General features: G+C 73.1%; 25 protein-coding genes and 1 pseudogene. 2 read left to right on the top strand and 24 right to left on the bottom strand.

The annotated features are described in order from the left end of the window. Nucleotides 1-19: 19 nt before the first annotated feature. The 16 genes and pseudogenes from yajC to FZ103_RS16850 form a co-directional block, all read right to left on the bottom strand. Complete coding sequence (yajC, locus tag FZ103_RS16775; protein ID WP_186356427.1) at nt 20-418, bottom strand: preprotein translocase subunit YajC; 399 nt, start codon at nt 416-418, stop codon at nt 20-22. 327 nt (nt 419-745) lie between these two features. Further along, entirely contained in the window at nt 746-1,837 is a 1,092-nt protein-coding gene (gene ruvB, locus FZ103_RS16780) for a Holliday junction branch migration DNA helicase RuvB (RefSeq protein ID WP_156002456.1), read from the bottom strand. A gap of 12 nt (nt 1,838-1,849) precedes the next feature. Then, complete coding sequence (gene ruvA, locus FZ103_RS16785; protein ID WP_186356428.1) at nt 1,850-2,464, bottom strand: Holliday junction branch migration protein RuvA; 615 nt, start codon at nt 2,462-2,464, stop codon at nt 1,850-1,852. Between the two features lie 8 nt (nt 2,465-2,472). After that, a complete protein-coding gene (gene ruvC / locus FZ103_RS16790) occupies nt 2,473-3,039 on the bottom strand; it encodes a crossover junction endodeoxyribonuclease RuvC (protein WP_156002458.1) in 567 nt (188 codons plus the stop codon). Nucleotides 3,040-3,158: 119 nt separating this feature from the next. Further along, nucleotides 3,159-3,662 (bottom strand): DUF4282 domain-containing protein, encoded by a 504-nt coding sequence (locus FZ103_RS16795; RefSeq protein WP_156002459.1) that lies wholly within the window; start codon nt 3,660-3,662, stop codon nt 3,159-3,161. Between the two features lie 603 nt (nt 3,663-4,265). After that, entirely contained in the window at nt 4,266-5,015 is a 750-nt protein-coding gene (locus FZ103_RS16800; protein ID WP_156002460.1) for a YebC/PmpR family DNA-binding transcriptional regulator, read from the bottom strand. Then, entirely contained in the window at nt 5,012-5,620 is a 609-nt protein-coding gene (gene pdxT / locus FZ103_RS16805; RefSeq protein WP_156002461.1) for a pyridoxal 5'-phosphate synthase glutaminase subunit PdxT, read from the bottom strand. Before pdxT ends, FZ103_RS16800 begins: the two co-directional genes overlap by 4 nt. A gap of 82 nt (nt 5,621-5,702) precedes the next feature. Beyond that, a complete protein-coding gene (gene pdxS / locus FZ103_RS16810; protein WP_186356429.1) occupies nt 5,703-6,614 on the bottom strand; it encodes a pyridoxal 5'-phosphate synthase lyase subunit PdxS in 912 nt (303 codons plus the stop codon). Between the two features lie 330 nt (nt 6,615-6,944). Next, nucleotides 6,945-7,499 (bottom strand): hypothetical protein, encoded by a 555-nt coding sequence (locus tag FZ103_RS16815; protein ID WP_156002462.1) that lies wholly within the window; start codon nt 7,497-7,499, stop codon nt 6,945-6,947. 6 nt (nt 7,500-7,505) lie between these two features. Further along, nucleotides 7,506-8,657, bottom strand: a complete 1,152-nt coding sequence (locus tag FZ103_RS16820) for a glycosyltransferase family 4 protein (protein ID WP_156002463.1) — start codon at nt 8,655-8,657, stop codon at nt 7,506-7,508. After that, the gene (locus tag FZ103_RS16825) at nt 8,654-9,649 is read right to left on the bottom strand and encodes a phosphatidylinositol mannoside acyltransferase (RefSeq protein WP_156002464.1); all 996 of its coding nucleotides are present in this window, start codon (nt 9,647-9,649) and stop codon (nt 8,654-8,656) included. Before FZ103_RS16825 ends, FZ103_RS16820 begins: the two co-directional genes overlap by 4 nt. A gap of 16 nt (nt 9,650-9,665) precedes the next feature. Beyond that, nucleotides 9,666-10,298: a phosphatidylinositol phosphate synthase gene (gene pgsA, locus FZ103_RS16830; RefSeq protein ID WP_156002465.1), complete on the bottom strand. Its 633-nt coding sequence runs from the start codon at nt 10,296-10,298 to the stop codon at nt 9,666-9,668. 79 nt (nt 10,299-10,377) lie between these two features. After that, on the bottom strand, nt 10,378-10,779 hold the full coding sequence (locus FZ103_RS16835; protein ID WP_343233573.1) for a DUF393 domain-containing protein: 402 nt from the start codon (nt 10,777-10,779) through the stop codon (nt 10,378-10,380). A gap of 14 nt (nt 10,780-10,793) precedes the next feature. Next, nucleotides 10,794-11,339: an HIT domain-containing protein gene (locus FZ103_RS16840; RefSeq protein WP_156002466.1), complete on the bottom strand. Its 546-nt coding sequence runs from the start codon at nt 11,337-11,339 to the stop codon at nt 10,794-10,796. A gap of 233 nt (nt 11,340-11,572) precedes the next feature. Then, nucleotides 11,573-12,361, bottom strand: a pseudogene (locus FZ103_RS16845) (TerC family protein); the annotation flags it as partial. Between the two features lie 123 nt (nt 12,362-12,484). Next, a complete protein-coding gene (locus FZ103_RS16850) occupies nt 12,485-14,140 on the bottom strand; it encodes a DUF885 domain-containing protein (RefSeq protein WP_156002919.1) in 1,656 nt (551 codons plus the stop codon). A 162-nt stretch (nt 14,141-14,302) separates the two neighbouring features. Between FZ103_RS16850 and FZ103_RS16855 the strand changes: the two genes are divergently transcribed. Next, complete coding sequence (locus FZ103_RS16855; protein WP_186356430.1) at nt 14,303-14,968, top strand: cyclase family protein; 666 nt, start codon at nt 14,303-14,305, stop codon at nt 14,966-14,968. A gap of 142 nt (nt 14,969-15,110) precedes the next feature. Here FZ103_RS16855 and FZ103_RS16860 read toward each other — a convergent pair whose 3' ends face one another. The 4 genes from FZ103_RS16860 to FZ103_RS16875 form a co-directional block, all read right to left on the bottom strand. Beyond that, nucleotides 15,111-15,701 (bottom strand): ATP/GTP-binding protein, encoded by a 591-nt coding sequence (locus FZ103_RS16860; protein WP_156002920.1) that lies wholly within the window; start codon nt 15,699-15,701, stop codon nt 15,111-15,113. A 34-nt stretch (nt 15,702-15,735) separates the two neighbouring features. Then, on the bottom strand, nt 15,736-16,227 hold the full coding sequence (locus tag FZ103_RS25605; RefSeq protein ID WP_343233574.1) for a DUF742 domain-containing protein: 492 nt from the start codon (nt 16,225-16,227) through the stop codon (nt 15,736-15,738). A 20-nt stretch (nt 16,228-16,247) separates the two neighbouring features. After that, nucleotides 16,248-16,649 carry a roadblock/LC7 domain-containing protein gene (locus FZ103_RS16870; RefSeq protein ID WP_040275589.1) on the bottom strand — a complete coding sequence of 134 codons (402 nt, stop codon included), beginning with the start codon at nt 16,647-16,649 and terminating at the stop codon, nt 16,248-16,250. A 214-nt stretch (nt 16,650-16,863) separates the two neighbouring features. Continuing rightward, nucleotides 16,864-20,244: a nitrate- and nitrite sensing domain-containing protein gene (locus FZ103_RS16875; RefSeq protein ID WP_343233575.1), complete on the bottom strand. Its 3,381-nt coding sequence runs from the start codon at nt 20,242-20,244 to the stop codon at nt 16,864-16,866. A gap of 591 nt (nt 20,245-20,835) precedes the next feature. Between FZ103_RS16875 and FZ103_RS16880 the strand changes: the two genes are divergently transcribed. Continuing rightward, a complete protein-coding gene (locus FZ103_RS16880) occupies nt 20,836-21,993 on the top strand; it encodes a M15 family metallopeptidase (RefSeq protein ID WP_156002468.1) in 1,158 nt (385 codons plus the stop codon). A gap of 78 nt (nt 21,994-22,071) precedes the next feature. Here FZ103_RS16880 and FZ103_RS16885 read toward each other — a convergent pair whose 3' ends face one another. The 4 genes from FZ103_RS16885 to FZ103_RS16900 all read right to left on the bottom strand — a co-directional run bounded on the left by FZ103_RS16885 (nt 22,072) and on the right by FZ103_RS16900 (nt 26,357). Next, entirely contained in the window at nt 22,072-22,752 is a 681-nt protein-coding gene (locus FZ103_RS16885; protein ID WP_156002469.1) for a hypothetical protein, read from the bottom strand. 238 nt (nt 22,753-22,990) lie between these two features. Then, complete coding sequence (locus tag FZ103_RS16890; RefSeq protein ID WP_156002470.1) at nt 22,991-24,013, bottom strand: LacI family DNA-binding transcriptional regulator; 1,023 nt, start codon at nt 24,011-24,013, stop codon at nt 22,991-22,993. A 68-nt stretch (nt 24,014-24,081) separates the two neighbouring features. Next, entirely contained in the window at nt 24,082-25,467 is a 1,386-nt protein-coding gene (locus tag FZ103_RS16895; protein ID WP_186356526.1) for a GH1 family beta-glucosidase, read from the bottom strand. Nucleotides 25,468-25,532: 65 nt separating this feature from the next. Beyond that, nucleotides 25,533-26,357 carry a carbohydrate ABC transporter permease gene (locus FZ103_RS16900; RefSeq protein ID WP_156002471.1) on the bottom strand — a complete coding sequence of 275 codons (825 nt, stop codon included), beginning with the start codon at nt 26,355-26,357 and terminating at the stop codon, nt 25,533-25,535. Nucleotides 26,358-26,443: the final 86 nt, after the last annotated feature.

Raw genomic sequence — 26,443 nt, forward strand, 5'->3', positions numbered from 1 at the left:
CCGTGGCGTCGCGTCGGGCCTACCTGGGGCCGTCGTTCTTGTCGTCGTTGCCCGGGAAGTCGGGCCGGTCCTCGACCGGGGTGTCGTCGGTCACGCCGCCGTCGGGCTTGACGACGTCTCCGACGCCCGCCTTGAGCATCCGGATGCGCGTGCCCGGGGAGATCTCCAGCTCGATCTCGTTGTCGCGCACCTCGACGACCGTGGCGTAGAAGCCGGCCTTGGTCAGCACTTCGACACCCGGCTGCAGTTCGCTCTGCATCTTGGTCTCCTGCTGCTTGCGCTTCTGCTGCGGGCGCAGGATCAGCAGCCAGAAGACCAGCGCGATCAGCACGAACGGCAGGATCATCCCGAGGAGCCCACTGCCTTCCTGGGCGCCCTCGGCCAATATCGTCTGGGCCAGCACGGGGTGTCCTTCCATCTGTTGTTCCGACCTTCGCTCGCCGCGCCGCCACTGCGGGGCACGGCCGCGTCACGGCAGTCGCCGTCGCAGGTCAACGTGCGGACGGCGAAGCGTGTTCCCCTCGGCCGGGGTGCCGCGGGCATCGTTGCCGTTTCGCAAGGTCCGGTCCCCAGCTTACCTACCGGCCGTCCGGTTTCCGCCGCGGAACGTTTCGCGCGGCGAGGAGTCCAGGGGGCGGGTTGCGGCAACGGGGCGGTGATGCGCCAAGTGCTGTGCCCCCATTGCCGCACCTCAGCGGTTCCCGGCTCCTGCGGTGCCCGGAGGGCGCCTTCGGCCCACCCCGGTCTAGGTCGCACCGCCCGCTTCGGGCGCCTCGGCCGGACGGGCGGCGGCCGCGCTGTCGGCGGCGGCAGCGGCGCCGAACGCGGCGTCGGGCGGCGGCTCGATGCCCAGATGGCTCCAGGCGTCGGGGGTGGCGATGCGGCCGCGCGGGGTGCGGGCGATGAAACCCGAGCGCACCAGGAAGGGCTCGGCGACCACCTCGACGGTCTCGGGTTCCTCGCCCACCGCCACGGCCAGGGTCGACAGGCCCACCGGGCCCCCGCGGAACTTGCCGCACAGCGCCTCCAGCACGGCGCGGTCCAGCCGGTCCAGTCCGTGCCCGTCGACCTCGAACAGCGCCAGCGCCGAGCACGCGGTCTCCAGGGTGAGGCGGCCGTCGCCGTGCACCTCGGCGTAGTCGCGCACGCGCCGCAGCAGCCGGTTGGCGATGCGGGGGGTGCCGCGCGAGCGGCCGGCGATCTCGGCGGCGGCGTCGGCGTCGACCTCGACGCCCAGCAGCCCGGCCGAGCGGTGCAGGATCCGCTCCAGGTCGGGAGCGGTGTAGAAGTCCATGTGCGCGGTGAAGCCGAAGCGGTCGCGCAGCGGCGCCGGCAGCAGGCCGGCCCGCGTGGTGGCACCGACGAGGGTGAAGGGGGCGATCTCCAGTGGGATCGCGGTGGCGCCCGGCCCCTTGCCGACCATCACGTCCACCCGGAAGTCCTCCATGGCGACGTAGAGCATCTCCTCGGCGGGGCGCGCCATGCGGTGGATCTCGTCGAGGAACAGCACTTCGCCCTCGTGCAGGGTCGACAGCACAGCGGCGAGGTCGCCGGAGCGCTCGATCGCCGGACCGGAGCTGATCCGCAGCGGGGCGCCGAGCTCGGCCGCGATGATCATGGCCAGCGTGGTCTTGCCCAGGCCGGGTCCGCCCGACAGCAGCACGTGGTCGGGCGCGCGGCCGCGCCGCTGGGCGCCGCGCAGCACCAGCGACAGCTGCTCGCGGACCCGTTCCTGGCCGACGAAGTCCTCCAACCGCCGCGGGCGCAGCGCGCCCTCCAGCGCACGCTCGTCCAGGTCGGCCTCGGCCGAGACGGCGTCTCGCTCGTAGTCGCTCATCGTGGGAGCCTCCTACACCCTGCTGAGCCTGCGCAGCGCGCTGCGCAGCAGCAGAGCCACGTCGGGGGCGTCCGCTGCCTCGGGGGCGACCGCATCGGCGGCGGCCTCGGCGTCCTTGGCCGACCAGCCGAGGTTGACCAGTCCCGAGACCACCTGCGGGCGCCACGGCGCCGCGGCCCCGACCGCGGTGCCGCCGTGCTCGGCGACGGCCGGGTCGGCGGCCGGGGGCGGGCCGAGCTTGTCGTGCAGCTCCAGGGCGATGCGCTGGGCACCCTTGGGGCCGATTCCGGGGACGCGGGTGAGGGCGGCGGTGTCCTCGGCGGCCACGGCCGCGCGCAGCGCGTCGGGGGTGTGCACGGCCAGGATGCCCAGGGCCAGGCGCGGGCCCACGCCGCTCGCCTGCTGGAGGCGCTCGAACACGTCGCGCTCGTCGTCGTCGGCGAAGCCGTAGAGGGTCAGCGAGTCCTCGCGGACCACCAGCGAGGTGGCGACGGTCGCCTGCTCGCCCACCCGCAGGCCCGCCAGCGTCGCCGGCGTGCAGTGCACGGTCATGCCGACGCCGCCGACCTCGATCACGGCCGCCCCGCCGGTGCGGGCGGCCACCCGGCCGCTGAGGAACGCGATCACGGCTGAGGTCACCTTCCCTGGGGGTCGGGGATCGGGCGGGAGCGGCGCGCCAGCTCGACCTTGCGCGCGAGTTCCTGCTGGGCCTGGGCGATGCGGTTCTGGGCGCCGCCGCGCCAGATGTGGCAGATGGCCAGGGCCAGCGCGTCGGCGGCGTCGGCGGGCTTGGGCGCGGCCTCCAGCCCGAGCAGCCGGGCGACCATGGCCTGGACCTGGGCCTTGTCCGCGCGGCCGCTTCCGGTGATGGCGGCCTTGGCCTCGCTGGGGGTGTGCAGCGCGACGGGCAGCCCGCGGCGCGCCGCGCAGGTGATGGCGACGGCGCTGGCCTGGGCGGTGCCCATGACGGTGCTGACGTTGTGCTGGGCGAACACCCGCTCGACGGCGACCGCCTCGGGGGCGTGGTCGTCGAGCCAGCGCTCGATGCCGCGCTCGATGCCCAGCAGCCGGTCCGCCAGGTCGCTGCCGGGTTCGGTGCGTACGACGCCGACCGCGGTCAGCGACAGCGGCCGCCCCACGGATCCGTCGACGACCCCCAGGCCGCAGCGGGTGAGCCCGGGGTCGACCCCCAGCACGCGCATCGTCGGCGGCTCCCTTCCGGCCTCGGTGCTCGAACGTCCGTTCGCAGAGCCTACCGCCCGGAGGGGGAGCCGCGCGCGGGACACGGCCGGGGGGCGCCTGCGCACCCGGGCCGGGGCGCTCACATGCCGTTGCGGGCGCGGATGGCGGAGAGGTCCTCGCTGATGCGGAACAGCACGATCAGCACCTCCAGGCCCACCCGGGTGAGCAGCACCGCCACGGCGCCGCCCACCAGCGAGCCGAGCAGGGTCAGCAGCCCGGTCATCGGGCTGAACCCCATCAGGCCGAAGGAGCTGACCACGCCGCTGAGGGTGAAGATCGCGATCAGCACCAGCCAGAGGATGAACAGCACCTTGATGATCTGGGTGGTGACGAAGCTGCGGAACTGGAAGTCGAACAGTGCCGCGAAGAAGCCGGGACCGGCCGCGGGAGGGGGCGCCGCGGGGCCGGGGCCCGCGCCCTGGGGGCCGGGGCCGCCGTAGGGCGGCTGACCGTACTGCGGCCCGGGGCCGGGCTGCGGGCCGGGGTAGCCCGAGGCGTTGGAGTATCCGGGCCGGTTCTGCCCGGGCTGCCCGCCGCCGTCGGGCGGGCCGGGCTCGTAGGGGTTCTCGCCGGGGGGATTCATGTGCGTCCTTCCTCCAGGAGGCCGGGCGGACGGCTGGGCGATGGTTGGCACCCTATCGCGCGGGGCCGCTCGCCCAGGGCGTGTTTAACAACGGCGACGCTTTCCAGGAACCCACCGAGTACAACCTGGGGCGGCCACCAGCGAGGTTGCGGCAATGGGACCGGGTTGCGCGTAGCGCTGTGGGCCGGCTTGCCGCCGAGCGCAGGATGCACCTTCGCGCCGGAGTCCCGCCCCTGACGGTGGGGCTCCACCTGGAAAGGACTGCGCGCGCTCGGCGGCAAGAAACGCGTGACGCGCAGCGTCTCCGTCGGGGTGGTGGTGGGCTGGCGGGCGGGCACATGACGCGCAGCGTCCCCGCTGGGATGGTGGCGGGCTGACGGGCGGGCCGCGCTGCGCGAGGCGCACCCATTGCCGCAGCCGCCGTGGTGACCGGCTTCTTAAACAGGACGTAACGCCTTTCGGGTTTCCGACTCCCCCTGAGACCTGTGACGGCGCCCCAAAGCGCCCCGCACACCCGAGGGAAAAGCCGCGCGCCCCGCGTCCGGTCTTCCGGGTGCGGGGCGCGCGGCGAAAGTGTGTGCGCGTGGGCGCGTGATCGGGCGGTCAGCCGATCTTGGCCATCACGTCGTCGGGGATGTCGGCGTTGGTGAAGACGTTCTGCACGTCGTCGGAGTCCTCCAGCGCGTCGACCACGCGCAGGACCTTCTTGGCGTCGTCCTCGCCCAGCGGAACCTCGACGCTGGGCAGGAAGGAGGTGTCGGCGGACTCGTAGTCGATGCCGGCCTCCTGCAGGGCCGTGCGGACGTTGACCAGCTCGCCGGGCTCGCTGACGACCTCGAAGGACTCGCCCAGGTCGTTGACCGCCTCGGCGCCGGCCTCGACCACGGCGAGGGTGACGTCGTCCTCGCTGAGCCCCTCCTTGGGCACGATCACCACGCCCTTGCGGCTGAACATGTAGGACACCGAGCCCGCGTCGGCCATCGACCCGCCGTTGCGGGTGACCGCCACCCGCACCTCGGAGGCGGCGCGGTTCTTGTTGTCGGTGAGGCACTCGACGAGCAGGGCGACTCCGCCGGGGGCGTAGCCCTCGTACATGACGGTCTGCCACTCGGCGCCGCCGGCCTCCTCGCCGGAGCCGCGCTTGCGTGCGCGCTCGATGTTGTCGAGCGGCACCGAGTTCTTCTTCGCCTTCTGGATGGCGTCGTACAGGGTGGGGTTGCCCTCCGGGTCTCCGCCGCCCGTGCGCGCGGCCACCTCGACGTTCTTGACGAGCTTGGCGAAGAGCTTGCCCCGCTTGGCGTCGATGACGGCTTTCTTGTGCTTGGTGGTGGCCCACTTGGAGTGGCCGCTCATGCCTGTCCTTTCACCATGTCGACAAAGAGCCGGTGTATCCGCGGGTCACCGGTGAGTTCGGGATGGAAAGAGGTAGCCAGCAGGCCGCCCTGTCGTACCGCGACGATCCTACCGGCACGCTCGCCGTGGGCGGTCTTGCCGAGCACGCGCACACTCTCGCCGACCGACTCCACCCAGGGGGCGCGGATGAAGACCGCCTCGAAGGGGCCGCCGGAGACGCCCTCGACGTCGATCCGGTCCTCGAAGGACTCGCTCTGGCGCCCGAACGCGTTGCGCCGCACCGTCATGTCGAGTCCGCCGAGGCTCTGCTGGCCCTCGGCGCCGTCGAGGATGCGGTCGGCGAGCAGGATCATCCCGGCGCAGGTGCCGTAGGCGGGCATGCCCTCGCCGATGTGCTTGCGCAGCGGCTCGACGAGGTCGTAGCGCGCGGCGAGCTTGGCCATCGTCGTGGACTCCCCGCCGGGCAGGATCAGTCCGTCGACCCGGTCGAGCTCCTCGGGGTGCAGCACGGGCTCGGCCGGTACGCCGAGCTCCCCGAGCATGCGCAGGTGCTCGGCGGTGTCGCCCTGCAGGGCGAGAACGCCGATGGTGGGTGTCGCGGTCAAAGACTCCTCGCTTCGGTGGCGTGGGGGGAGGGTCGCGGCGCAGCCGGAGCCTGGCGGCGGCCGGGCCCCCGCCGCGCCGGCGCTACCAGCCGCGCCCGGCGTAGCGCTCGGACTCCTCCAGGTCGTCCAGGTTGATGCCGACCATCGCGTCGCCGAGTCCGCGGGAGACCTTCGCGATGACCTCGGGGTCCTGGTAATGCAGGGTGGCCTGGACGATGGCGTCGGCGCGCTTGGCGGGGTCGCCGGACTTGAAGATGCCCGACCCCACGAACACGCTCTCGGCGCCGAGCTGGCGCATCAGTGCCGCGTCGGCGGGGGTGGCCACGCCGCCGGCGGAGAACAGCGGCACCGGGAGCTTGCCCAGGCGCGCGACCTCCTTGACGACCTCGTAGGGGGCCTGCATCTCCTTGGCGGCGCCGAACAGCTCGGCCTCGTCCAGGGTGCCCAGGCGGCTGATCTCGCGGCGGATGGCGCGCATGTGGCGGGTGGCCTCGACGACGTTGCCGGTGCCGGCCTCGCCCTTGGAGCGGATCATCGCGGCGCCCTCGGCGATACGGCGCAGGGCCTCGCCGATGTTGGTGGCGCCGCAGACGAACGGGACGGTGAAGGCCCACTTGTCGATGTGGTAGGCCTCGTCGGCGGGGGTGAGGACCTCGGACTCGTCGATGAAGTCGACGCCGAGGGACTCCAGCACCTGCGCCTCGACGAAGTGGCCGATGCGCGCCTTGGCCATCACCGGGATGGAGACGGCCTCGATGATGCCGTCGATCATGTCGGGGTCGGACATGCGGGCCACACCGCCGTGCCGGCGGATGTCGGCGGGCACCCGCTCCAGGGCCATGACCGCCACGGCCCCGGCGTCCTCGGCGATCTTGGCCTGCTCCGGGGTGACCACGTCCATGATCACGCCGTTCTTGAGCTGCTCTGCCATTCCTCGCTTGACGCGGGTGGTGCCGACGGCGCTGCCGGCCGGGGTGTCAACGGTGCTGGTCACGGTGGCGGACTCCCAAAGGGTCGGGGCGGACCGGGAGGCTGGACCCGGTGCGCGCGGATGGTCAACATGGCACGTCAGCGGCGTGCGGCCGGTGCTGTCCCGGCTTCCATGGTAGTTCACCGGTTCGTATGGCTCTGTGGTGATAACAGCGCGGGAGCGGTGGCTGTTCCCCCGGTGCGGGCGGTGCCAGGCGCGCCGCCTCGCTCCCCCGCGCGTGTTGCCCGCGGCCCTTCGGGGTGCTTCGACGCGCCGCCTTCCCTCCTCGCTCAGTCGCTCGTCCCTCGCTCCCTCGCTCGTCAGTCCAGACGGCGCCGCGCCCCTCGGGCGGGCTCACGGGGAGACGGGGGCGGGCGGCTCGTCGTCCATCTCGAAGAACTCCGGCATCGGGGCGCTGCCGGCCAGCCGCAGGAGCCGCACCAGCCGGCCGGCGCGGGCCTCGCGGATGCTCGCCACGGCGTCGTTGTAGAAGCGCCGCGCCAGCATGACCCGCTTGGCGGCGGCCTCGACCTCGGCGAAGACGTCGGCGGTCGCGTCGTCGGGCCACTCCAGCGCCTCGGCGAAACCGGGTTCGTCCACGACCGCCCGCAGGGCCCGCGACAGGTTGCTCTCGGCCAGTTCACGGGCCGCGCGGCCCTGGCCGTGGGCGCGGCGGGACTGCGCCGCGGCGTCGCCGAGCAGGACCGCCGAAGCCGGCTCCAGCGCCGGGGAGGCCGCCAGATCCAAAACGGCGGCCCCGCGCCGCAGCAGTGCCGCGTCCAGCGCCGCGTAGGCCGTCTCGACGCGGGTGTGCATCCGGTCCAGGCGCCCGGCCCGCCACGAGACGTAGGCCGACAGCAGCACCAGCGCCGCGACGGCCAGGGCCAGGACGGTGATCCACTCGGGCATCGGCGGTCAGACACTTTCCTTGCGTCCTGCGGTCACCGGTCCCCCGCTGCCGTCCAGCGGGAGGACGGTCTCATAGACGCGCACGACGTCGGCGGCCACCGTGTGCCAGTCGTAGGCGCGCACGGCCGCGCGGGCGGCGCGGGAGAGCACCCGGCGGCGCTCGGGGTCGTCGAGCAGTTCGGCGGCGCCGCGCGCCAGGTCGGCCGGGTCGCCGGTGGCGAACAGCCGGCCCGCCTCCCCGTCGCGCAGCACGTGGGCGAACGCGGGGATGTCGCTGGCCAGGATCGGGGCGCCGGCCGACATCGCCTCGGCGAGCACGATCCCGAAGCTCTCGCCGCCGAGGTTGGGGGCGCAGAACACGTCCACCGAGTGGTAGGCGCGCACCTTGTCGACCTCGTCGACCCGGCCCAGGGCGACCACGCGTTCACGCAACTCCGGCGCCACGCGATCGGCGACCTCGCCGGTATCGCCGGGGCCGGCGATCAGCAGCCGCAGGCCCGGGCGCTCGCGGCCGAGGACGTCAAAGGCGTCCAGCAGCACGCCCAGGCCCTTGCGGGGCTCGTCGAGGCGGCCCAGGAAGCCGATGGCGCCGCCCTCGCCCGGCCACCCCTCGAAGGGGCGGGCCTCGGCGTAGCGGTCGACGGCCACCCCGTTGGGGATGAGCACGGCGTCGCCGCCCAGGTGCTCCACCAGGGTCTTGCGCGCCGCGTCGGAGACGGCGATGCGGCCGTTGATCTTCTCCAGGGCGGGCTGCAGCACGCCGGCCGAGACGGCAAGGGCGCGGGAGCGCGGGTTGGAGGCGTGGAAGGTGGCCACGATCGGGCCTTCGGCCGCCCAGCACGCCAGCAGGGACAGGCTGGGCGCCGCGGGCTCGTGCACGTGCAGCACGTCGAAGGCGCCCTCGCGGATCCAGCGCCGGACGCGTCCGGCGGCGCGGAACCCGAAGGACAGCCGGGCCACCGACCCGTTGTAGGGGACCGGGACGGCGCGCCCGGCCGAGACGAGGTAGGAGGGGAGCTCGGCCTCCTCGGAGTCGCAGGGCGCCAGGACCGAGACCTCGTGGCCCAGCTGCAGCAGTGCTTCGGCGAGATCGCCGACATGCTGCTGCACACCGCCCGGGACCTCCCAGGTGTAGGGGCAGACCAGACCGACCCTCATGGGTTCGCTCGCCTCCGACTCGCGCTGCGGCCGCGCCGCGGAGCGGGGGCCGTCGGCACGGCGGGGGACGCCTTTACCGTACCTCCGGAGGGCCCGCCGCGGCCGGGGCCAAGGTCGGCGGTGAAGACCCGCTGGAGCATGTGCCAGTCCCGGGGGTGTTCGGCGATGGCGCTCTCGAAGACCTTCGCCAGCTCGGCTGTCATGGCGCGCACCCGCTCGGTCCGGCCGCCCCGTGCCGGGACCGGGATCTCCTCGTGCACGTGGATCCGCATCCGCTCGCCCTCGTACCACAGCGACACCGGCAGCAGGGCCGCCCCGGTGCGGTCGGCCAGCGCCGCGGGCCCGGCCGGCAGGCGCGCCGGCTCGCCGAAGAGGCCGGCCTCGACCCCGGACTCGGTGAGGTCGCGGTCGGCGAGCAGGCAGACGAGCCGGCCGGCGCGCAGTCTGCGGGCCAGCACGCCGGCGCTGGAGGCCGAGCCCCCGGTCAGCGGCAGCACCTCCATGCCCAGCCCTTCGCGGAAGGCGACGAACCGCTCGAACAGCGGCTCGGGCTTCAGCCGCTCGGCCACGGTGGTCAGCGGGATGCCGTAGTGGGTGATCCACGCACCGGCGAGGTCCCAGTTGCCCATGTGCGGCAGTGCGGCGACGACGCCGCGTCCGGCGGCCAGGGCGCGCTCGACGCGCTCCACACCGGTGGCCTCGACCCGGGCCCGGACCTGGTCGGCGCTGAGGGCGTCGAGCAGGAACATCTCGTAGAAGTAGCGCAGGTAGGAGCGCATCCCGGCGCGGGAGGCCGCCCGGATGCGCTCGGGGCCGGCCGCGGTTCCCAGCACGCGCCGCAGGTTGGCCTCCAGGCGCCGCACGCCCGGGCCGCGGCGGAGCCAGGCGAGGTCGGCGAGGACGCGGAAGGCGGCGCGCCCCGCGGGTTCGGGGACGCGGTGCAGCAGCCTCCAGCCCAGTGTGTACAGCGCCGTGGTGGCGCGCTCTCCCATGCCCGGTCCCCTTCGTTCAGACGGCGCCGGTGTCGCCGGCGGGGCGGCGGGGCCGGGTGAGCCGGTTGCGGGTCTCGATCAGCCGCTGCACGACGGTGATGCCGCTCAGCGCCGCCAGGATCCACAGTCCGGCGGGCAGCACATAGGGCACGCCCAGTCCGCCCAGGCCCACGGCCACCAGCAGGATCACCAGCCGCTCGGAGCGCTCGGCGATGCCGACGTCGCAGTTGGCGCCCAGGCCTTCGGCCCGCGCCTTGATGTAGGACACGCCGAACCCGCTGACGAGGCAGAACAGGCTGACATAGCCCAGCACCGGATCGTCGCCGCCCCCGAAGAACCACAGCAGCAGGCCGCTGAGGATCGCGGCGTCGGAGAGGCGGTCCAGCGTGGAGTCGAGGAAGGCGCCCCACTTGGTGGTGCTGTCGGAGGCGCGGGCGACGGCGCCGTCGAGCATGTCGAGCAGCACGAAGGCGGTGATGACCACGGAACCGACGTAGAGCTCGCCGCGGGGGTAGAAGGCGAGCGCGCTGACGACGACGCCGAGGGCGCCGGTGAGGGTGACCATGCTCGGTGTGACCCCGAGCCTGGCCAGCAGTCGGCCGATTGGCAGCAGCATTCGGCCGAACAGGGGACGCAGATATCTCAGCATGATCTCTCAAGATCGTATTGCGCGGGTGAGGGGGCGGCTATGCGGCGCTCCGGGAGCCGCGCTCAAGGTAGGCCGCGCGTCACCCGCCGCCGCCCTGGTCGGTGCGGCAGGCGGGGGCTCCGCCGGGCATCCTGTGCCGGTGCCGGGAGACCCAGTGGTAGGCGGCCGAGCCCAGTGCGCGCAGAGGGGCCCGGCGCAGCAGCCACCCGGCGGCCGGCAGCAGGGGGCGCGGGCTGGCCAGCAGCAGCACGGCGACGGCGTCGATGCCGCCCCACAGCCGCCTCCCCGAGGCGTCGAGGAGCAGGACCTCCTCCTGGGCGCGGGCCCGGGCCGAGTCCGACAGGTCGCTCTCCTGGTAGGGGACCGTGCGCAGCCGCGGTTCGATGAAGCGTCGGGCGAGCCGGGCGCTGCTGGTGCAGAAGCCGCAGTCGCCGTCGAAGACCAGCACGGGGGCGGGGCTCTGCGTGGCGATGGGACTCACCTCCTCCGCGGCGGTCAGGGCTGGGGCCAGGACTCGGCGAGGGCCTCGCGGGTCTCCTGGAGGAGCTGGGGCAGCACCTTGGTGCGCCCGATGACGGGCATGAAGTTGGTGTCGCCGCCCCAGCGGGGCACGATGTGCTGGTGCAGGTGGGCGGCGATCCCGGCGCCGGCGACCGTGCCGAGGTTCATGCCGATGTTGAACCCCTCGGGCCCGTAGGCGCGGCGCACCGCGGTGACGCCGGCCTGGGTCAGCGCGGCGAACTCGGCGGCCTCGGAGTCGTCGAGCTCGGTGTAGTCGGCGACGTGCCGGTAGGGGCAGACGAGCAGATGCCCGCTGTTGTAGGGGTAGAGGTTGAGCACGGCGTAGGCGGTCTTGCCGCGGGCCACCACCAGCCCTTCGGCGTCGGGCAGGCCGGGCGCGCGGCAGAACGGGCAGCCGTCGTCGGGCGCCGGGCCGCTGGGCCTGTTCTCGCCCTTGATGTAGGCCATGCGGTGCGGCGTCCACAGGCGCGCGAAGCCGTCGGGGTCGCCATAGGCGGAATCCCGCTCGGCTTCACTCATCGTGCCCTCACCTCACCGCGTATCGACGTCTCACCCTGCGCGTTCGGCCCCGCGGCGGCCGTACTCCCTCCAGCATAGGTCGCCCGCGGCCGCGGGGCCGAACGGCGGTGCTGTGACGATCACTCCGGTTTGGCCGAGCCCTGGTCGGAGGAGGGCCCCTGGGCGCCCTCGGTGGAGGCCGCCAGCGTCCGGTCCTCGCCGTCGGCGGCGGTCTCGGCACCGGCGCCTTCGCCGCCCGCGCCTTCGCCGGCCTCGTCCTTGCGGCCCTCGCCCGCGGGGCCCTCATCGGAGTACCGGCTGCTCAGCTTGACCGGAGCGCTCCGGGACCGGCGCCGCAGCAGGTTGAGGACCTCCACGAACAGCGAGAAGCCCATGGCCGTGTAGATGTAGCCCTTGGGCACGTGGAAGCCGAGGCCGTCGGCGACCAGGGTCATGCCGATGAGCAGCAGGAAGGCCAGGGCCAGCATCTTGACGGTGGGGTGCTTGTGCACGAACCGGCTCAGCGGCGCGGCCAGCACCAGCATGACGATCACGGCGATGACCACGGCGGCGACCATCGCCCAGATGCCGTAGGGCTGGTCGCCGATCATGCCCACCGCGGTGATGACCGAGTCCAGCGAGAAGACGATGTCCAGCGCGACGATCTGCACGAGCACCGCGCCCAGCGTGGCGCGCACCGCCGAGCCGGCGTGGTCCTCCTCGCCTTCGAGGCTGTCGTGGATCTCGTAGGTGGCCTTGCCGATGAGGAAGAGACCGCCCACGAGCAGGATGAGCGACTGGCCGCTGAAGTCGTGGCCGGCGACGGAGAACAGCGGGGCCGTCAGCTGCATGATGAGCGTGATGGAGCCGAGCAGCGCCAGGCGGCTGATCAGAGCGAGGCCGATGCCCCACTGGCGGGCGCGTGCCTGCTGGTGTTCGGGCAGCTTGCTCGCCAGGATCGAGATGAAGACGAGGTTGTCGATGCCGAGAACGATCTCCAACGCGGTCAGCGTGAAGAATCCGATGATCAGATCCGTGGTCATGGCGGGGTCGTCAGCTCCGAGTGATCAGCCGTCAGGGGACATGTGGGGGCGCATGGAGTCTAGGTCATCCCGATGTGTGCGATCGGTAAAACCCGGCACTGCGCGGCGGCCGGATGAGGACGCTCAGATTCCCAGCAGGGTGCGCAGGTGGCGCGGCGGCGGGGAGCCGTGGGCCAGGACGCTGTCGTGGACGGTGCGCCGGGGTGCGCCCGGAAGCGCGGCGGCCAGGTCGCGCACGATCGCCGAGACCTCCTGGTCGCCGACGTAGTAGGTGGCCAGCTGCGCGCTGCTGAGCTGGGCGCGGCGCCATTTGCCCGCGGCCTCGCCCTCCTCCTGGTGGCCGCGTTCCACGAGCAGGGACATGGCCTCGGATTCGGTCATGCCGTGCGCGTGGACGCGGACGTCCAGGATCGCGTTGATGATCATGCGGAGCCGGGTCTTGAGCTGGACGAGCCGCAGCCGCCGGTTGCGGTCGGGGTCGTCGGCGCACCAGCCGTCCTCCTGCAGGGCCTCCTCGGCATAGACCGCCCAGCCCTCGATGAAGGTGCCGCTGAGCAGGGCCCGGCGCAGCCGGGTGCCGCCGGAGTAGCGGGCGGCGTGGGAGAGCTGCAGCGCGTGGCCGGGCACGCCCTCGTGGACCATCAGCTCGCGCAGCATGTCGGCGTTGTACTCGCGGTAGAAGGACTCGCGCCGCGCAGCGGGCCAGTCGGCCGGCGGCGGGGCGACGGCGATGAGCGTGGGGCGCTCGGGCCGGGGCGAGAGCGGTCCGGGCGGGTCGCAATAGGCCACCGACATGCCGCGGCGGGACTCGGGCATCGGGATCACCCGCACCGGGTGGTCGGGCAGGGTGGCGAAGTCGAGGTCGCGGACGCGCCCGGCCAGGTGCTCCAGCGCCTGCTCGCAGGTGGGCCGCACGGTCTGCTCGGCGGTCGCGCCCTCAGCCGCGATGCGGTCGAGCACCTCGCGCACCTGGCCGGGGCGCGGCGGCGCGCCGGCGAAGTCGGAGGCGGTCTCGGCGATGGCCTCCTCGGTGGCCAGCAGGTCGCTTTCGGCCCGGGTGAGCAGCGCGTCCTGGGACAGTTCGGAGTCGAGCGTGTACCACAGCCGGGCGGCGTGGTCGCGCGCTCCCAGGCGCGGGTCGGCGTCGGCGGTCTCGGCCCGGGAGCGCAGCCAGCCGATGTGCTCGCGCAGCGCCGCCGCCGCGGTCTCGCGGGCGTCGTCGGCCGTGGAGCGCAGCGACGGGACCTGCGCGACGAGGGGGTCGACACCGCTGCCGAGCAGTCCCAGGACGCCCTCGGCCCACCCGATCGCGGTCTGCACGTGGACGCGCGGCATGCCGGGGCCGCCGTCGAGGCGGCTGCGCGCGGTGGCGAGGAACTCGGGGACGGCGGCGCAGCGCGCGGCGATCGCCCGCAACCGCTCGTCGGCCGGCAGGTCCTCGGCGGCGATGAGGCCGTAGAGGGCGTCGCCGGGAAGGTGCACCAGCGGGTCCCAGGCCTGCGGCCGCAGCTCGGTGAGCTGCCACAGGTCGGCGGAGACGCGGTTGCGCAGCATCTCAAGGTCGACCCGGTCGGCGGCGGGCAGCAGCAGGTCGTCGATCTCGTCGAGGGCGCCCAGGGCGTCGGTCAGCACACCGGCGCGGCGGGCGTCGGCCTCGGCGGAGTGGTCGGTGAGCCGGTCGGAGAAGCGGTGGTCCCCGAGGTCGTCGGCCCACTCGGGGGCGTCGCCGAGCAGGGCGTCGAGGATGTTCTCGCCGACGGAGCGGAAGCGGTCCGTCATGGCGTTGGCACCGGGGTCGGGCTGGTCGCCGGAAGGGTCGGAAGTCATCGCGTGCTATCTTCCCCCGTCGCCGCGTGCGACGCACACCCTGTCAGCAGGACCGCAGGCGGCCGGGCGCGGACCGAAAGCGCCTGCGCCGGGCGGAAACGAGCGGAGGAGACCGTGCAGATCACCCGTATCGTCGACTTGAGCCGGACCGTGGGGCCGCAGACCCAGGCGTTTCCGGGCGACCGCAAGCCGCAGGTGGAGCGGTCGGCCACGGTCGCGGTCGAGGGCTACAACTCCAGCGACGTGCACATCAGCTCGCACAGCGGCACCCACGCCGACGCGCCCTTCCACTTCCTCGACGGCGGGCCCCGGCTGGAGGAGCTGCCGCTGGAGCGCTTCACCGGCCCGGCGGTGGTGGTGGACGCGACGGGGCGTCCCGACCGCTCCCCCATCACCGCGGCGGACCTGGAACCGTGGCGAGAGGGCTTCGCGCCGGGCGCGGCGGTCCTGGTGCGCACCGGGTGGGACGAGTACTACGGCACGCCGCGCTACTTCGACCATCCCTACCTGGACGCGGATGCGGCCCGGCTGCTCGCCGATTCGGGCGTGCGGTGCGTGGGCGTCGACGCGCCCAGTCCCGACTCCACGCCGCACGGCCCGCATCCGGTGGGCGATTGGGCGGCGCACACGGCCCTGCTGGGAGCGGGCGGCGTCATCGTCGAGAACCTGTGCGGGCTGGAGCGCATCGACTTCGCCGACCCGCTGTTCATGGCGCTGCCGATCCGCCTCAGCGGCGGCGACGGCGCGCCGGTGCGGGCGGTGGCCCTCCAGGCGGGTTGAGTCCGCGCGCCGGCCGCCGCCGGTACAGGGTGTCGCCGCCCGCGCCCCCGGCCGGAGCGCGGGCAGGCGCAGGCCCGGCGCGCGGCTCGCCGCCGAGCGCAGGTGCGGCGTGCGCTCGGCGGCGCGGGGCGGTGACGGGCCGCTACCGCCAGGAGCCCTGGCCGCCGGTGGAGGTGGGCTGGCCGGCGCCGCCGGGGTCGCCGACGGTGATGGCGTGCTCCACCAGCGTGATCAGGGTCGACTTGGTCGAGGAGCGGTCGCGCGCGTCGACCTGGACGATGGGGATCTCCGGGCTGAGCGTGAGCGCGTCGCGCACCTCGTTGGCCGCGTGCGGGTAGTACCCGTCGAAGCCGTTGATCGCCACGACGAACGGCAGCCGCGCCTCTTCGAAGTAGTCGATGGCCGGGAAGCAGTCGGCCAGGCGGCGGGTGTCGACGAGCACGACGGCGCCGATGGCGCCCTTGACCAGGTCGTCCCACATGAACCAGAAGCGGTGCTGGCCCGGGGTGCCGAACAGGTAGAGGATGAGGTCGGAGTCCAGGGAGACCCGGCCGAAGTCCATGGCCACGGTGGTGGTCTGCTTGTCCGGCGTCTTGGCGAGGTCGTCGACCCCGACGCTGGCGCTGGTCATGACCGCCTCGGTAGTCAGCGGCACGATCTCGGAGACGGAGCCGACGAACGTCGTCTTGCCTACACCGAAGCCTCCGGCGACGACGATCTTGACCGACGTCATCGCACTCGCCGCGGCACCGCCCTCGTCGGCCGCGCTAGAGCTTGCGAAGTCCACTGAGCACCCTTTCAAGAAGGTTGGCGTTGGGCCGACTGTCGGTGTTGATCGACGACCTGATCTGCAGCAGTCCCTGTTCGGACATGTCCGCCACGAGCACCCGCGCTACACCGAGCGGGATGCGCAGCAGCGCCGAGATCTCGGCCACGGAACGCCATTCGCGGCACAGGTCGCTGATGGCCTGGCACTCGGGGGTGAGGGTCCCCGATTCGCTGCGCGCCGTGTCCGTCGAGGAGATCAGCGTCTCCAGCGGCAGCTGGGACTTGGGCTTGGTGCGCCCCTTGGTCACAGCGTAGGGGCGGACCAGCGAACTGGGGGAACTGTTGGCCGCCGCCTGGTGGTCGGCGTTGTTCTGGGTTGGTCGTGGAAGATCCGCGCCGCCCGGGCCGACCGCCGGCGGCCTGGGGGCGCCGGCGGGCTGCTGCCCGAACCACGAGGCGCTCCCGGCATCTCGACTGTGAGGTGCCACCACTTCCTCCTGTCGGTGGTGGTTCAGTGGATTCCCGAGGTACGCGCCGCCGGAGTCAGCGCACGCCCCGCCCGTTCGACGAGCAGGGTCATCTCGTAGGCGACCAGGCCGAGGTCGCATTCGGCCGCCGCGAGGACGGCCAGGCAGGAGCCGTCGCTGATCGACATGATCAGCAGCAGCCCGCGTTCCATCTCCACGACCGTCTGCGCGACGGCACCGCCTTCGAAGACCCGGGACGCGCCCTGGGTCAGGCTCGACAGTCCGGAGGCGATGGCGGCCAGCTGATCGGCTCGGTCGGCGGGGAACCCGGTCGAGGAGGCGAGTGGGAGCCCGTCGGAAGAGACGACGATCGCGTGCGCGACATCCGGCACCCGATTTGCGAAGTCAGTGATCAGCCAGTTGAGCTCGTTCACCGGTTGATTCATCTGCTCTCCTGTCCGTTTCGGCCGGGGGATCGACCGCGGCCCGCGGGCCTCTCGTCGGCCGAAGGGGCTCCTGTAGTGACCTTATTCGGTTGCTTGCTGCTGATCGTCACGGGAGGTGCGGATGATGCTAATCCATCGCTGTTCCGTGATATGTCAGGACCCCGCCCCGGTGGTCCGCGGCGAGACGGAGCGCGCCTTACCGTGCCCGCACTGATCACTGGTTCTCCTCGTTCGGCGAATCGCCGATCTGGTTGCGGCCTTCGCGGATCCCGCGCTGGAAGTTCGAGAAGCGGTTTCGGACCCGGTCTGCGGAGCGGGTCGGGACCTGCTTGACGTTCTCCGGCGTGGGAGCCGTTCCGGGCACAAGGTTTGCCTTAGGAACGCGTTTTGGCAAGCCCGAAGAGGTCAATCCGCCCGCGATGGGCTCGGCGGCGGTCTGCGCCGCCTGCCAACCGCGGTCGGCCTCCGATCGCCAGTCGTCCTCGGTGCTGTAGGACTGCGGAGCAGCGGTGTCGGGGGCGTTGGGAGGCTGGTGAGCGCCCTGGGCGCCCTGGTCCTGCTGCATGTGCTGGTCACCCCGGTGCTGCCCCGAGGAGCCGTTGGCGCCCGCCGCCTCGGCCGCGCCGTAACGCGGCGCCGGGCCGTCCGAGTGGCGCTGCTGGAGCCGCTCGGTGCGACCGCCGCGATCGCCTCCGGCGCCCGAATCGGCGCCGAAGCGGGGCAGGGGTCCGGTCTCGGGCTCGGTCGCGGGTCCCCCGCTGCGGCGGCGGAACCAGTTGGACTCTATGGCGTCGAAGATCGGCAGGGTCTCCGAGCCGCTCTCGGGCGAGGGCGGAACGACGGTGTTCTGCCCCGCGCCGGCGCCTCCGTAGCGCCGGGAGAGATAGGCGGTGGAACCGTGGCCCTCGCGGTTCTCGGGCTCGTTCCACTCCGGCCGGCCCGTCTCGGCGCGGGACGGCTGCTGGCGGGAGTCCTCGGGCTGCCCCGTGTAGGGCGGGTGCTGGCCGTTGGCCCCGTTGGCCCAGCCGGCGTCGGCCGGGCCCGACTGCGACGCCCAGGGGTTCGCCGGTTCGGCGGGCAGGGCGAAGGACTGCGTGGGTGTGTCGTGGTCCTGCGCAGGGGAGGCCGGCGGCTGCGGGTTGGGCCGCTGCTCGCGCCAGCGGCGGGTGTCCCAGGCGTCCCACTGCGGCGCGCCGCTGTGGTGGTCGGCGCGCGGCGGCTCGGCTGGCTGGGGCGGCGCCGGGGGCTGCGGCGGGGCGGCGGGCGGCTGCTCGGGAGCGGCCGGGGGCTGCGGCGGCCGGCTGGGCTCGGACTGGGCGGGAGGCAGGTTCCATCCGCTGCCCGCCCACAGGTCCTCGCCGCTGGGCGGGTGCTCGTCGGCGGGCGCGGCCGCGGCGGGCTGGGGGCCGGTGCGGTTGACGCCCGGCTCGCGCTTGGGCAGCTGGGGCTGGGCGGTGTCGCGCCGCTCGCCCCAGACGGAGGGCTCGGGCGGGGCCGGGTTGGCCGCGAACGCGGCGGCGGCTTCGGCGTAGGTGTCGGGCGTGCCCGGGGCCTCCAGGGCCTGCTGCGGCTCCACCGGCGTGATGAGCAGGTCGGGCGGGAAGAGGGCGGTGGCGGTGATGCCGCCGTTGTGGGCCTCGTCCAGGCGCACCCGGATGCCGTGGCGGGCGGCCAGGCGGCTGACCACGAACAAGCCCATGCGGCGGGAGACGCCGACGTCGATGACCGGGGGCTCGGCGAGCCGCTCGTTGATGGCGCGGATCTCCTCGGGCGGCATGCCGATACCGCTGTCGGTGACCTCCACGCGCACGCCGCCGTCCTCCAGGACCTGGGCGGTGACGGCGACCGGGGACTCGCTGGAGGAGAAGGCGGTGGCGTTCTCGACCAGCTCGGCTATGAGGTGGATGACGTCGTTGACCGGGCGGCCCAGCACGGAGATGTGCGAGGGGGCGCGCACGTTGATGCGCTCGTACTCCTCGACCTCGGAGATGGCGCCGCGCAGCACGTCGACCAGCGGCACCGGCTGGGCCCACTTGCGGGTGTTGTCCTGGCCGGAGAGGACCAGCAGGTTCTCGTTGTTGCGCCGCATGCGTGTGGCCAGGTGGTCCAGCTGGAACAGGTCGGAGAGCCGCTCGGAGTCCTGCTCGCCCTGCTCCAGGCCGTCGATCAGGCGCAGCTGGCGTTCCACCAGGGTCTGGCTGCGCCGGGAGAGGTTGACGAACATCGCGTTGACGTTGCTGCGCAGCGCCGCCTCGTCGGAGGCCAGGCGCAGCGCCACGCGGTGGACCTCGTCGAAGGAGCGGGCGACCTCGCCGATCTCGTCGCGGGAGCCCACCTCGATCGGGGCCACCTCGACCTCGCCGGCGGCCGCACTGGACTCCTGCATCCGTGAGATCGCACCGGGCAGGTCCTCCTCGGCGATGCGCAGCGCGCCCTCCCGCAGCGACCGCAGGGGGCGCACCAGGGAGCGCACCACCAGCGACGTCAGCGTGAAGACGGAGATGAGGACGGCCAGGACCAGGATCGATTCGAGGATGGCCCGGTTCAGCGCGCTGGAGCGCAGGGACTCGGCCTGGGCGCGAACGGAGGAGGCCAGGTTCGACTCGATCTCGTTCATCTTGTCCAGGACGACGCCGACGACCTCCTGGTACTCCTGGGGCCTGTCGCCCTCGGTCAGGCCGCTGAGCTGCTGGTCGTCCCGGGCGCGCATGAGGATGCGCAGCCGGGTGGTGGCCATCTGGCTGACCTCCGCGCCGACGAAGGTCTCCTCATACATCTGGCGCTGCTCGGGGGCGGCGTTGTTGCGGAAGTTCTCGCGCTCGTTCTCGAAGGTCGCGCGGCTGTCCTCGATCTCGGAGCGGATGCCCTCGGACATGCTGCCGCGGATGAGCGAGTGCAGCATCAGGGCGCCCTCGTAGGAGAGCTGGTCGCGCGCCTTGGCCACGCCGGTCAGCGCGCGCACGCTGGAGCGCAGCTCGGTGTCGCGCGTGCCCTCGGCGATGGTCTGGCTGAAGTCGGAGAGGGAGTCGAGGACCTGGGAGTACTTGCCGACCATCGGCAGGACGGTCAACCGGGTGTCCTGCACCTCTCCGCGCACCCGCTCCAGGTGGCCGAGGTCGCTCTGCATGTCCTTCAGGCGGAGCGCCGCCAGGTCGCTGCCGGGGTCGCCCAGGCCGTCGATGAGGTTCTGCACCTGCTGCTGGGCCTGGCGGCTCTCCTTGATCTGCTCCTGCAGGGCCGCCAGCGCCTCTTCGGAGCGCTCTTCAAAGTTGGGGTCGTCAGCGATGTAGGCGGCGGCCAGCATGCGCTCGCGGCCCAGCTCGGTCGACAGGTCGACGACGGCCTCGCCCAGCGCGGCGGCCTCCTCGATCCGGTCGTGGGTGACCGTGTTGACGATGCTCTCCGAGATCCGCAGCCCGCCCAGGACCAGAGCGACCGCGGTGGGGATCACGATGAGCGCGATCAACCGGGGGCGCACGCGCCATTCGCGCGGTGCCCACCAGCGCCGCCTGGCCTCCGCCGGCGCGGCGGCGCGGTCGGCCTGCGGCACGCCGGGGGCGGCGCCGCCTCCATCATCTGTCGCTCGTGTCGACACGGACCCTCGCAACCCTTTCGTGTTCACCGCCTCAACCGCCGGATTCCTGATCCCTGTGAGCGGTGCCGGATCCCAATGCGGCCGAAGGGCCTGGATGATTCCGGACGAGCCTGATCGGGCCAACCGCGCGCGGCGGTTCAACGCGGACTAGAGTGGGGATCCGCGTCCGGGCGCGCCCTCAGGGGGAATGAAGAGGCGTTGTGCACCATAAACCAAAAATGGTGCACGTGAGGTTGATAGCGTATCAATCGGCGCAGATGCCAGACCTCCTGCAGACGGTCCCCTACGGCTCCGACCGCGCTGCCCGGCCGCCCCACAGCGCTCTAACCTGGCCGGGCCTTCCTCACCTGCACCGGCAGGGCGGCGTTTCCGGTCTTCCGCAATCCCCCAGATAACTTTTTGGACACACCCCCGACGTTCGGTGAATCGACCACCGCGTCATGTCATCGTTCCTGGTGAGCACCGCGATGTCGGGGGGAGCCACGCGTGCGGCCGGGCCATCAGCACACAGCGGGACGGCGGGGTCGCCGCCGCGGCGGCACCGCGCGGGCGCGGCGGCCGGATCCGGTCGGCACGCGCCCCGGACACCGGATGGCCGGTGCGCTGTGCGTGCTGGTGTGCGCGGGAGCGGTGGCGGTCACCCCCTCCGGAGCCGCCGTGCGCGACCCCGGTCCGCAGGACGCCTACGAGGAGTCCGCGGCCCGGCTCGCGGCCCGCCTGGCCGGCGTGCGCGCCCGCCTGGACGGCCTCTACGCCCGCGCCGACGAGAAGATCCTCGACTACGCCGCGGCCGCCGAGCGACTGGAGGACGCCGAGGAGGAGAGCCGGTCGGCCGCGCTGGCGGCCGAACGCGCCCGCGAGGACGCCGAGGACGCCCGCGAGCAGGCCGCCGACTACGCCGCCGCCGCCTACATGGGCGCCGATCTCAGCGCGGCGCTGGCCTGGGGCTCGGCCGAGGGGCCGCAGGAGGTGCTGGACCGCGGCGCCGGCCTGGCCCTGATCGGCCACCGGCGCGGCAGCGCGGTCCAGGTCGCCGGCGCCGCGCTGAGCGCCGCCGACACCCTCAGCGAGCGCGCCGAGGCGGCCGAGGAGGAGGTCCGCGGCGCCGCCGACGATGCCGCCGACGCCAAGGAGGCCGCGCTGGAGGCCGTCGCCGAGCAGGAGGACGCCCTGGCCGACATCACCGCCGAGCAGTCGCGCGTCGAGCGGAGGCTGGCGCGGGCGCGCGGGGGCATCGGGGCGTCGGAGCAGGAGCGCGATCAGGCACTGGAGCAGGCCGAGACGGCGGCCGGTTCCCCTCGGCCGGGCGGCGCGCACTCCGCCGGGGAGGCGGCCGGCGCCTGCACCGCCTCGGGCGCCGGCGCCCACCCCAACGGGCGCATTCCCGCCTCGGCCCTGTGCCCGCTCCCCCAGGCCGGCGAGATGCTGCGCCCCGACGCCGCGGCCGACTTCATCCGGCTCGACGACGCCTTCCGCGACCGGTTCGGGCGCCCGATGTGCGTGACCGACTCCTACCGGTCCTACCCCGAGCAGGTCCGGCTCTTCCGGGAGAAGGCGGCCGGCATGGCGGCGAGCCCGGGCACCAGCGCCCACGGCCGCGGGACCGCGGTGGACCTGTGCGGCGGGGTCAACCGCCACGGGTCGGCGGAGTACACGTGGATGGCGGCCAACGCCCCCCGCTACGGGTGGCGCAACCCTCCGTGGGCGCAGGGCGGGTTCGAGCCCTGGCACTGGGAGTACACGCGCTGAGCGCTGCGCGCCGGTCTTGCGAACCCCGGCCGGATGCGGACACGGGTGCGGCGCGGCGACCGCGCAAGCGGCGCCTGCTCAGGCGCCCGCGCCCACGCGCAGCTCGAACTCGCCCAGGCGGCCGCCGTCGATGTAGAGCTCCTCGCCGCGCTCCAGCGGCCGGGTGCCCGCCGGCAGCGCGGCGGCGGCGAACCCCTCGCGCATGCTCTCGGCCCAGCCCAGGTCGCCGTCCAGCTCGGCGCGCGCCAGCGCGCTGTCCTCGACGGCGGCCTCCACGACCAGCGGCGAACCGTCGAACTCGTCGTGGGTGACGATGGCCGGTCCCAGGCTCAGTGACACCGGGCTGCCCTCGGGGGTGCGCCACAGGCACGCCGGGGTGTAGCCGGCGTGCCGGCCGTGTCCCCCGAACAGGGCCAGCACGCCGACCGTCGCGGTCAGGGCCGTCGCACCCGACGGCAGCACGACGCCGTCGTCGGTCCCGCGCACCAGCCGGGGATCCAGGCTGGTGCGCTCCCCCTCGACGCTGGCCGGCACCGGCCGCTCCGGGCGCACGGGCGCGCACAGCCGGGTCTCGAACTCCACGATGATCTCCACGGGAGAGGCCAGCGCCTTGTGGTAGGCGTCGGCGAGGCGGTCGCGGCTCTGCTCCAGCAGCTCGGGGACGCTCTGCGCGCCCGGGTAGCCGAAGACGCAGCCGTCGTCGACGACGCCGGAGCGCTCCTCGCCCCCGCTCGGCGAAAGGTAGGTGACCCACCGCATCGAATGCTCCCCTCCCGGCGGCCCGCTGGACCGTTCGGCCCGTTTCCTCCCGGCCTCACGCTATCCCGGCGGCAGGGGTCGCCCGTCCACACGCGCGCGCCCGCGGGGCCGCCCGCGGGCCCTCGATGCCCGGATTCCGTCCTCCGCCGCCGATCTCGTACCCGTGGTCACTGTGAGCGTTCACAAGTGACCACGGGTACAAGATCGTCGCCGCTGGGGCGACGAGTCCCGCCGCGCCCTAGCCGGACTCGCGGACGACCAGGTGGGTGTCGAGGACCTGCTCGCTGAAGTCGGCCTCGCCGGGGATGGCGACGTCGGCGAGGATGCGCGCCATCTCCCCGCCCATGCGCTCGGTGGGCTGGTGCACGCTGCTCAGCGACGGGTCGCTGTGGGAGGCGAAGGAGGAGTTGTCGTAGCCGATGACGGCCACGTCGTCGGGCACCCGCCGGCCCGAGTCGCGCAGCACCTTCAGCGCCGCCAGCGCCATGGGGTCGGAGGCGACGAACACCCCGTCCACGTCGGGCGCGGACTCCAGCAGCCGGCGCATGGCGGCCTCGCCGCTCTCGTAGCTGAAGTCGCCGCGGACGATCTGCGTCGGCGGCGTGGGCAGGCCGCTTTCGCGCATGGCCGCGAGGTAGCCCTCCAGCCGGTCCTCGCCCGCGACCATGTCCGGCGGTCCGGCCACCGTGGCGATGCAGCGCCGCCCCGTGTCGACGAGTCGGCGGGTCGCGGTGCGCGCCCCGCCGACGTTGTCGATGTCGACATAGTGGATGGGGTGGCTCGTCTGCCACGACGGCCGGCCGCCGATCACGCACGGCACCCCCGCCTCGGCCAGCCGGTCCGGCAGGGGGTCGTCGGCGTGCAGCGAGACCAGCAGCACGCCGTCGACGTGGTGGGCGGTCAGGTAGTCGCCGAGCCTGCCGTACTCGTCGGCGGAGCGCACCGTGGTCAGCAGCAGCTGCAGGTCGCGCTCGTTGAGCGTGGCGCTGACGCCCCGCACGACGTGGGCGAAGAACGGCTGGGCGAAAAGGCGGTCGTTGGGTTCGGGCACAACCAGGGCGACCGTGTCCGTGCGCCGGGTGACCAGGGTGCGCGCCGCGTGGTTGGGAACGTAGCCCAGCTCGGCGATCGCCGTGCGCACGGCCTCGCGTGTAGCCGGGCTGACCTGGTCCGACCCGTTGATGACGCGCGAAACGGTGCCCCGCCCGACTCCGGCGCGCATGGCCACCATCTCCAGCGTCGGCCGCCGGACCCCACTCATCGCAACACCTTCCCCGATCCCCGCAGCGGTGGGCGCGGTCGGCGCCCCTCCCAGCATTACATCCCCAATTACCTGGGCAGACCACCCTTGCGCACAACGTCGGCGTACCACCGCCCGCTGTCCTTCACGCGGCGGCGCTGGGTCTCGTAATCGACGTGCACGACACCGAAGCGCTGGGAGTAGCCCCACGCCCACTCGAAATTGTCCAGCAGGGACCAGACGAAGTAGCCCCGCATGGGCACACCCGCCTTCAGCGCCTCGTGCACGATACGCAGGTGGGCGTCGATGTAGGCCACCCGGTCGGGGTCGTGGACCCGGTCGTCGGCGCTGATCTCGTCGTCGTAGGCGGCGCCGTTCTCGTGGACATACATCGGCACGCCGGGGCACTCCGCCGCCAGGCGCACGAGGACCTCGTACATCCCCGTGGCGTCGATCTCCCAGCCGATGCTGGTGCGCGGCAGGCCCTGGCTGACGAAGACGACGTCGTCGCAGCCGACGAAGGCGCCGCTGTCGCCGCCGCTCTCGATGCGGGAGGGGTCCACCCCATCGGCCGTGGCCGAGACCCAGTGGGGGGTGTAGTAGTTGACCCCGAGGTAGTCCAGCGGGGCCGAGATGAGCTCCAGGTCGCCGTCGCGGACGAACCCGAAGTCGCTGATGTCGGCAAGGTCCTCGAGCATGTCGGCCGGGTAGCGCCCCTGGAACAGCGGTCCGGTGAAGATCCGGTTGCGCACCCCGTCGGCGCGGCGGGCCACCGCGACGTCGGCCGGCGAGGTGGTGTAGGGCCGCAGCGTGGTCTGGTTGAGGGTCAGCCCGACACGGCTCTCGCCGCCGCCCTCGCGCAGCACCCCCGCGGCCAGGCCGTGGCCCAGCAGCAGGTGGTGGGCCGCGGCGAGCGCGGCGGCGGGCTCGCGCCGGCCCGGCGCGTGGACCCCGTCGGCGTAGCCGAGGAACGCCACGCACCAGGGTTCGTTGAGCGTCGTCCAGTCGCTGACGCGGTCGCCGAACGCGTCGCGCAGCACCTGGGCGAACTCCGCGAAGCGGAAGGCGGTGTCGCGCGCGGGCCAGCCGCCCTTGTCCTCCAGGGCCTGGGGCAGGTCCCAGTGGTAGAGGGTGGGCCAGGGGGTGATGCCGGCTTCCAGGAGGCCGTCCAGCAGCCGGTCGTAGAAGTCGAGCCCGGCCCGATTCACGGCGCCGCCGCCCTCGGGCAGGACGCGCGGCCAGGCGATGGAGAACCGGTAGTCGCCGATTCCCAGCTCGCGCATGATGTCGATGTCCTCGGCGTAGCGCCGGTAGTGGTCGACAGCGGGCTCTCCGGTGTCGCCGTTGCGCACTTTTCCGGGGGTCGCCGAGAAGGTGTCCCAGATGCTGGGTCCGCGGCCGTCGGCGGTGGTGGCCCCCTCGATCTGGAACGACGCCGTGGACGCGCCCCAGATGAAGCCCTCGGGGAATCGGATCGCGGGTTCGGTGCCGGGGTCGGTGTCGGTTGCCGGATCGACGACGGTGGACACGTGTGATTGGGTCACGCTTTGATCGCACCTTCCATGATGCGCCCGACCAGCTGGCGGCCGAACACGAAGAAAATGATCAACAAGGGGAGAGTCGCGAAGGTCGCGCCGGTGAACATCAGGGCGAAGTCGCGCGCGAAGGCGGACTGGTTGAGCTGCTGGATGGAGAACTGCACCGTGGGGTTCTCCGGTGTCAGCACCGCGAGCGCCCAGATGAACTCGTTCCAGGTCTGCATGAAGGTCAGCAGCCCCAGCACCACCATGGCCGGCCGCAGCGCCGGCAGCACGACGCTCCAGTAGATCCGGAAGGTGGAGCACCCGTCGATGCGGGCCGCCTCCATGAGGTCGTCGGGGATGGTCTGCAGCACGTACTGGCGCATCATGAACACGCCGAAGCCGCTGACCATGAACGGCACGATCACCGCCGGCAGTTCGCCGCGCCAGCCGATCCAGTCCATCAGGATCAGCAGGGGCACCAGCCCGATCTGGACCGGCACCGCCATGGTGATGACGACGGCGACGGTGAAGAACGCACGGCCCTTGAACCGCAGCTTGGCCAGGGCGAAGCCGGCCAGTGAGCAGAAGAACACGACCGAGACCGCCACCGTGGTCGAGGCGATGATCGAGTTCATCATGCCGGTCATGAAGTTGGCGGAGGTGTTCTCGAAGAGCCGGCCGACGTTGTTCAGGAAGTTGCCGCCGGGCACCAGGACGGGCGGGAACTGGGAGGCGGCGGTGGTGGTGCGCGTGGCGACGACGAACATCCACCACAGCGGGAAGACCGACAGGACGAACGTCAGGATCAGCGCGAAGTAGGTCAGCGGTGTCGCCTGGCGCATGCGGCGCAGGCTGCCGCCGGGGCGCCCGCGGGCCGGGCGGCGGCGGTGCCCGGGAGGCCTCGGGGGCGCGGGCGGCTGGGTGGTGG

The organism is Streptomonospora sp. PA3 (assembly GCF_009728995.1).
In the GTDB taxonomy this organism is placed as follows: domain Bacteria; phylum Actinomycetota; class Actinomycetes; order Streptosporangiales; family Streptosporangiaceae; genus Streptomonospora.

Bases quoted from the DNA above. Each gene is read 5' to 3' on its own strand.
- yajC (WP_186356427.1), bottom strand. From the start codon at position 418: ATGGAAGGACACCCCGTGCTGGCCCAGACGATATTGGCCGAGGGCGCC.
- ruvB (WP_156002456.1), bottom strand. From the start codon at position 1,837: ATGAGCGACTACGAGCGAGACGCCGTCTCGGCCGAGGCCGACCTGGAC.
- ruvC (WP_156002458.1), bottom strand. From the start codon at position 3,039: ATGCGCGTGCTGGGGGTCGACCCCGGGCTCACCCGCTGCGGCCTGGGG.
- FZ103_RS16795 (WP_156002459.1), bottom strand. From the start codon at position 3,662: ATGAATCCCCCCGGCGAGAACCCCTACGAGCCCGGCCCGCCCGACGGC.
- FZ103_RS16800 (WP_156002460.1), bottom strand. From the start codon at position 5,015: ATGAGCGGCCACTCCAAGTGGGCCACCACCAAGCACAAGAAAGCCGTC.
- FZ103_RS16815 (WP_156002462.1), bottom strand. From the start codon at position 7,499: ATGCCCGAGTGGATCACCGTCCTGGCCCTGGCCGTCGCGGCGCTGGTG.
- FZ103_RS16820 (WP_156002463.1), bottom strand. From the start codon at position 8,657: ATGAGGGTCGGTCTGGTCTGCCCCTACACCTGGGAGGTCCCGGGCGGT.
- FZ103_RS16825 (WP_156002464.1), bottom strand. From the start codon at position 9,649: ATGGGAGAGCGCGCCACCACGGCGCTGTACACACTGGGCTGGAGGCTG.
- pgsA (WP_156002465.1), bottom strand. From the start codon at position 10,298: ATGCTGAGATATCTGCGTCCCCTGTTCGGCCGAATGCTGCTGCCAATC.
- FZ103_RS16840 (WP_156002466.1), bottom strand. From the start codon at position 11,339: ATGAGTGAAGCCGAGCGGGATTCCGCCTATGGCGACCCCGACGGCTTC.
- FZ103_RS16850 (WP_156002919.1), bottom strand. From the start codon at position 14,140: ATGACGGACCGCTTCCGCTCCGTCGGCGAGAACATCCTCGACGCCCTG.
- FZ103_RS16860 (WP_156002920.1), bottom strand. From the start codon at position 15,701: ATGACGTCGGTCAAGATCGTCGTCGCCGGAGGCTTCGGTGTAGGCAAG.
- FZ103_RS16870 (WP_040275589.1), bottom strand. From the start codon at position 16,649: ATGAATCAACCGGTGAACGAGCTCAACTGGCTGATCACTGACTTCGCA.
- FZ103_RS16880 (WP_156002468.1), top strand. From the start codon at position 20,836: ATGGCCGGTGCGCTGTGCGTGCTGGTGTGCGCGGGAGCGGTGGCGGTC.
- FZ103_RS16885 (WP_156002469.1), bottom strand. From the start codon at position 22,752: ATGCGGTGGGTCACCTACCTTTCGCCGAGCGGGGGCGAGGAGCGCTCC.
- FZ103_RS16890 (WP_156002470.1), bottom strand. From the start codon at position 24,013: ATGAGTGGGGTCCGGCGGCCGACGCTGGAGATGGTGGCCATGCGCGCC.
- FZ103_RS16900 (WP_156002471.1), bottom strand. From the start codon at position 26,357: ATGCGCCAGGCGACACCGCTGACCTACTTCGCGCTGATCCTGACGTTC.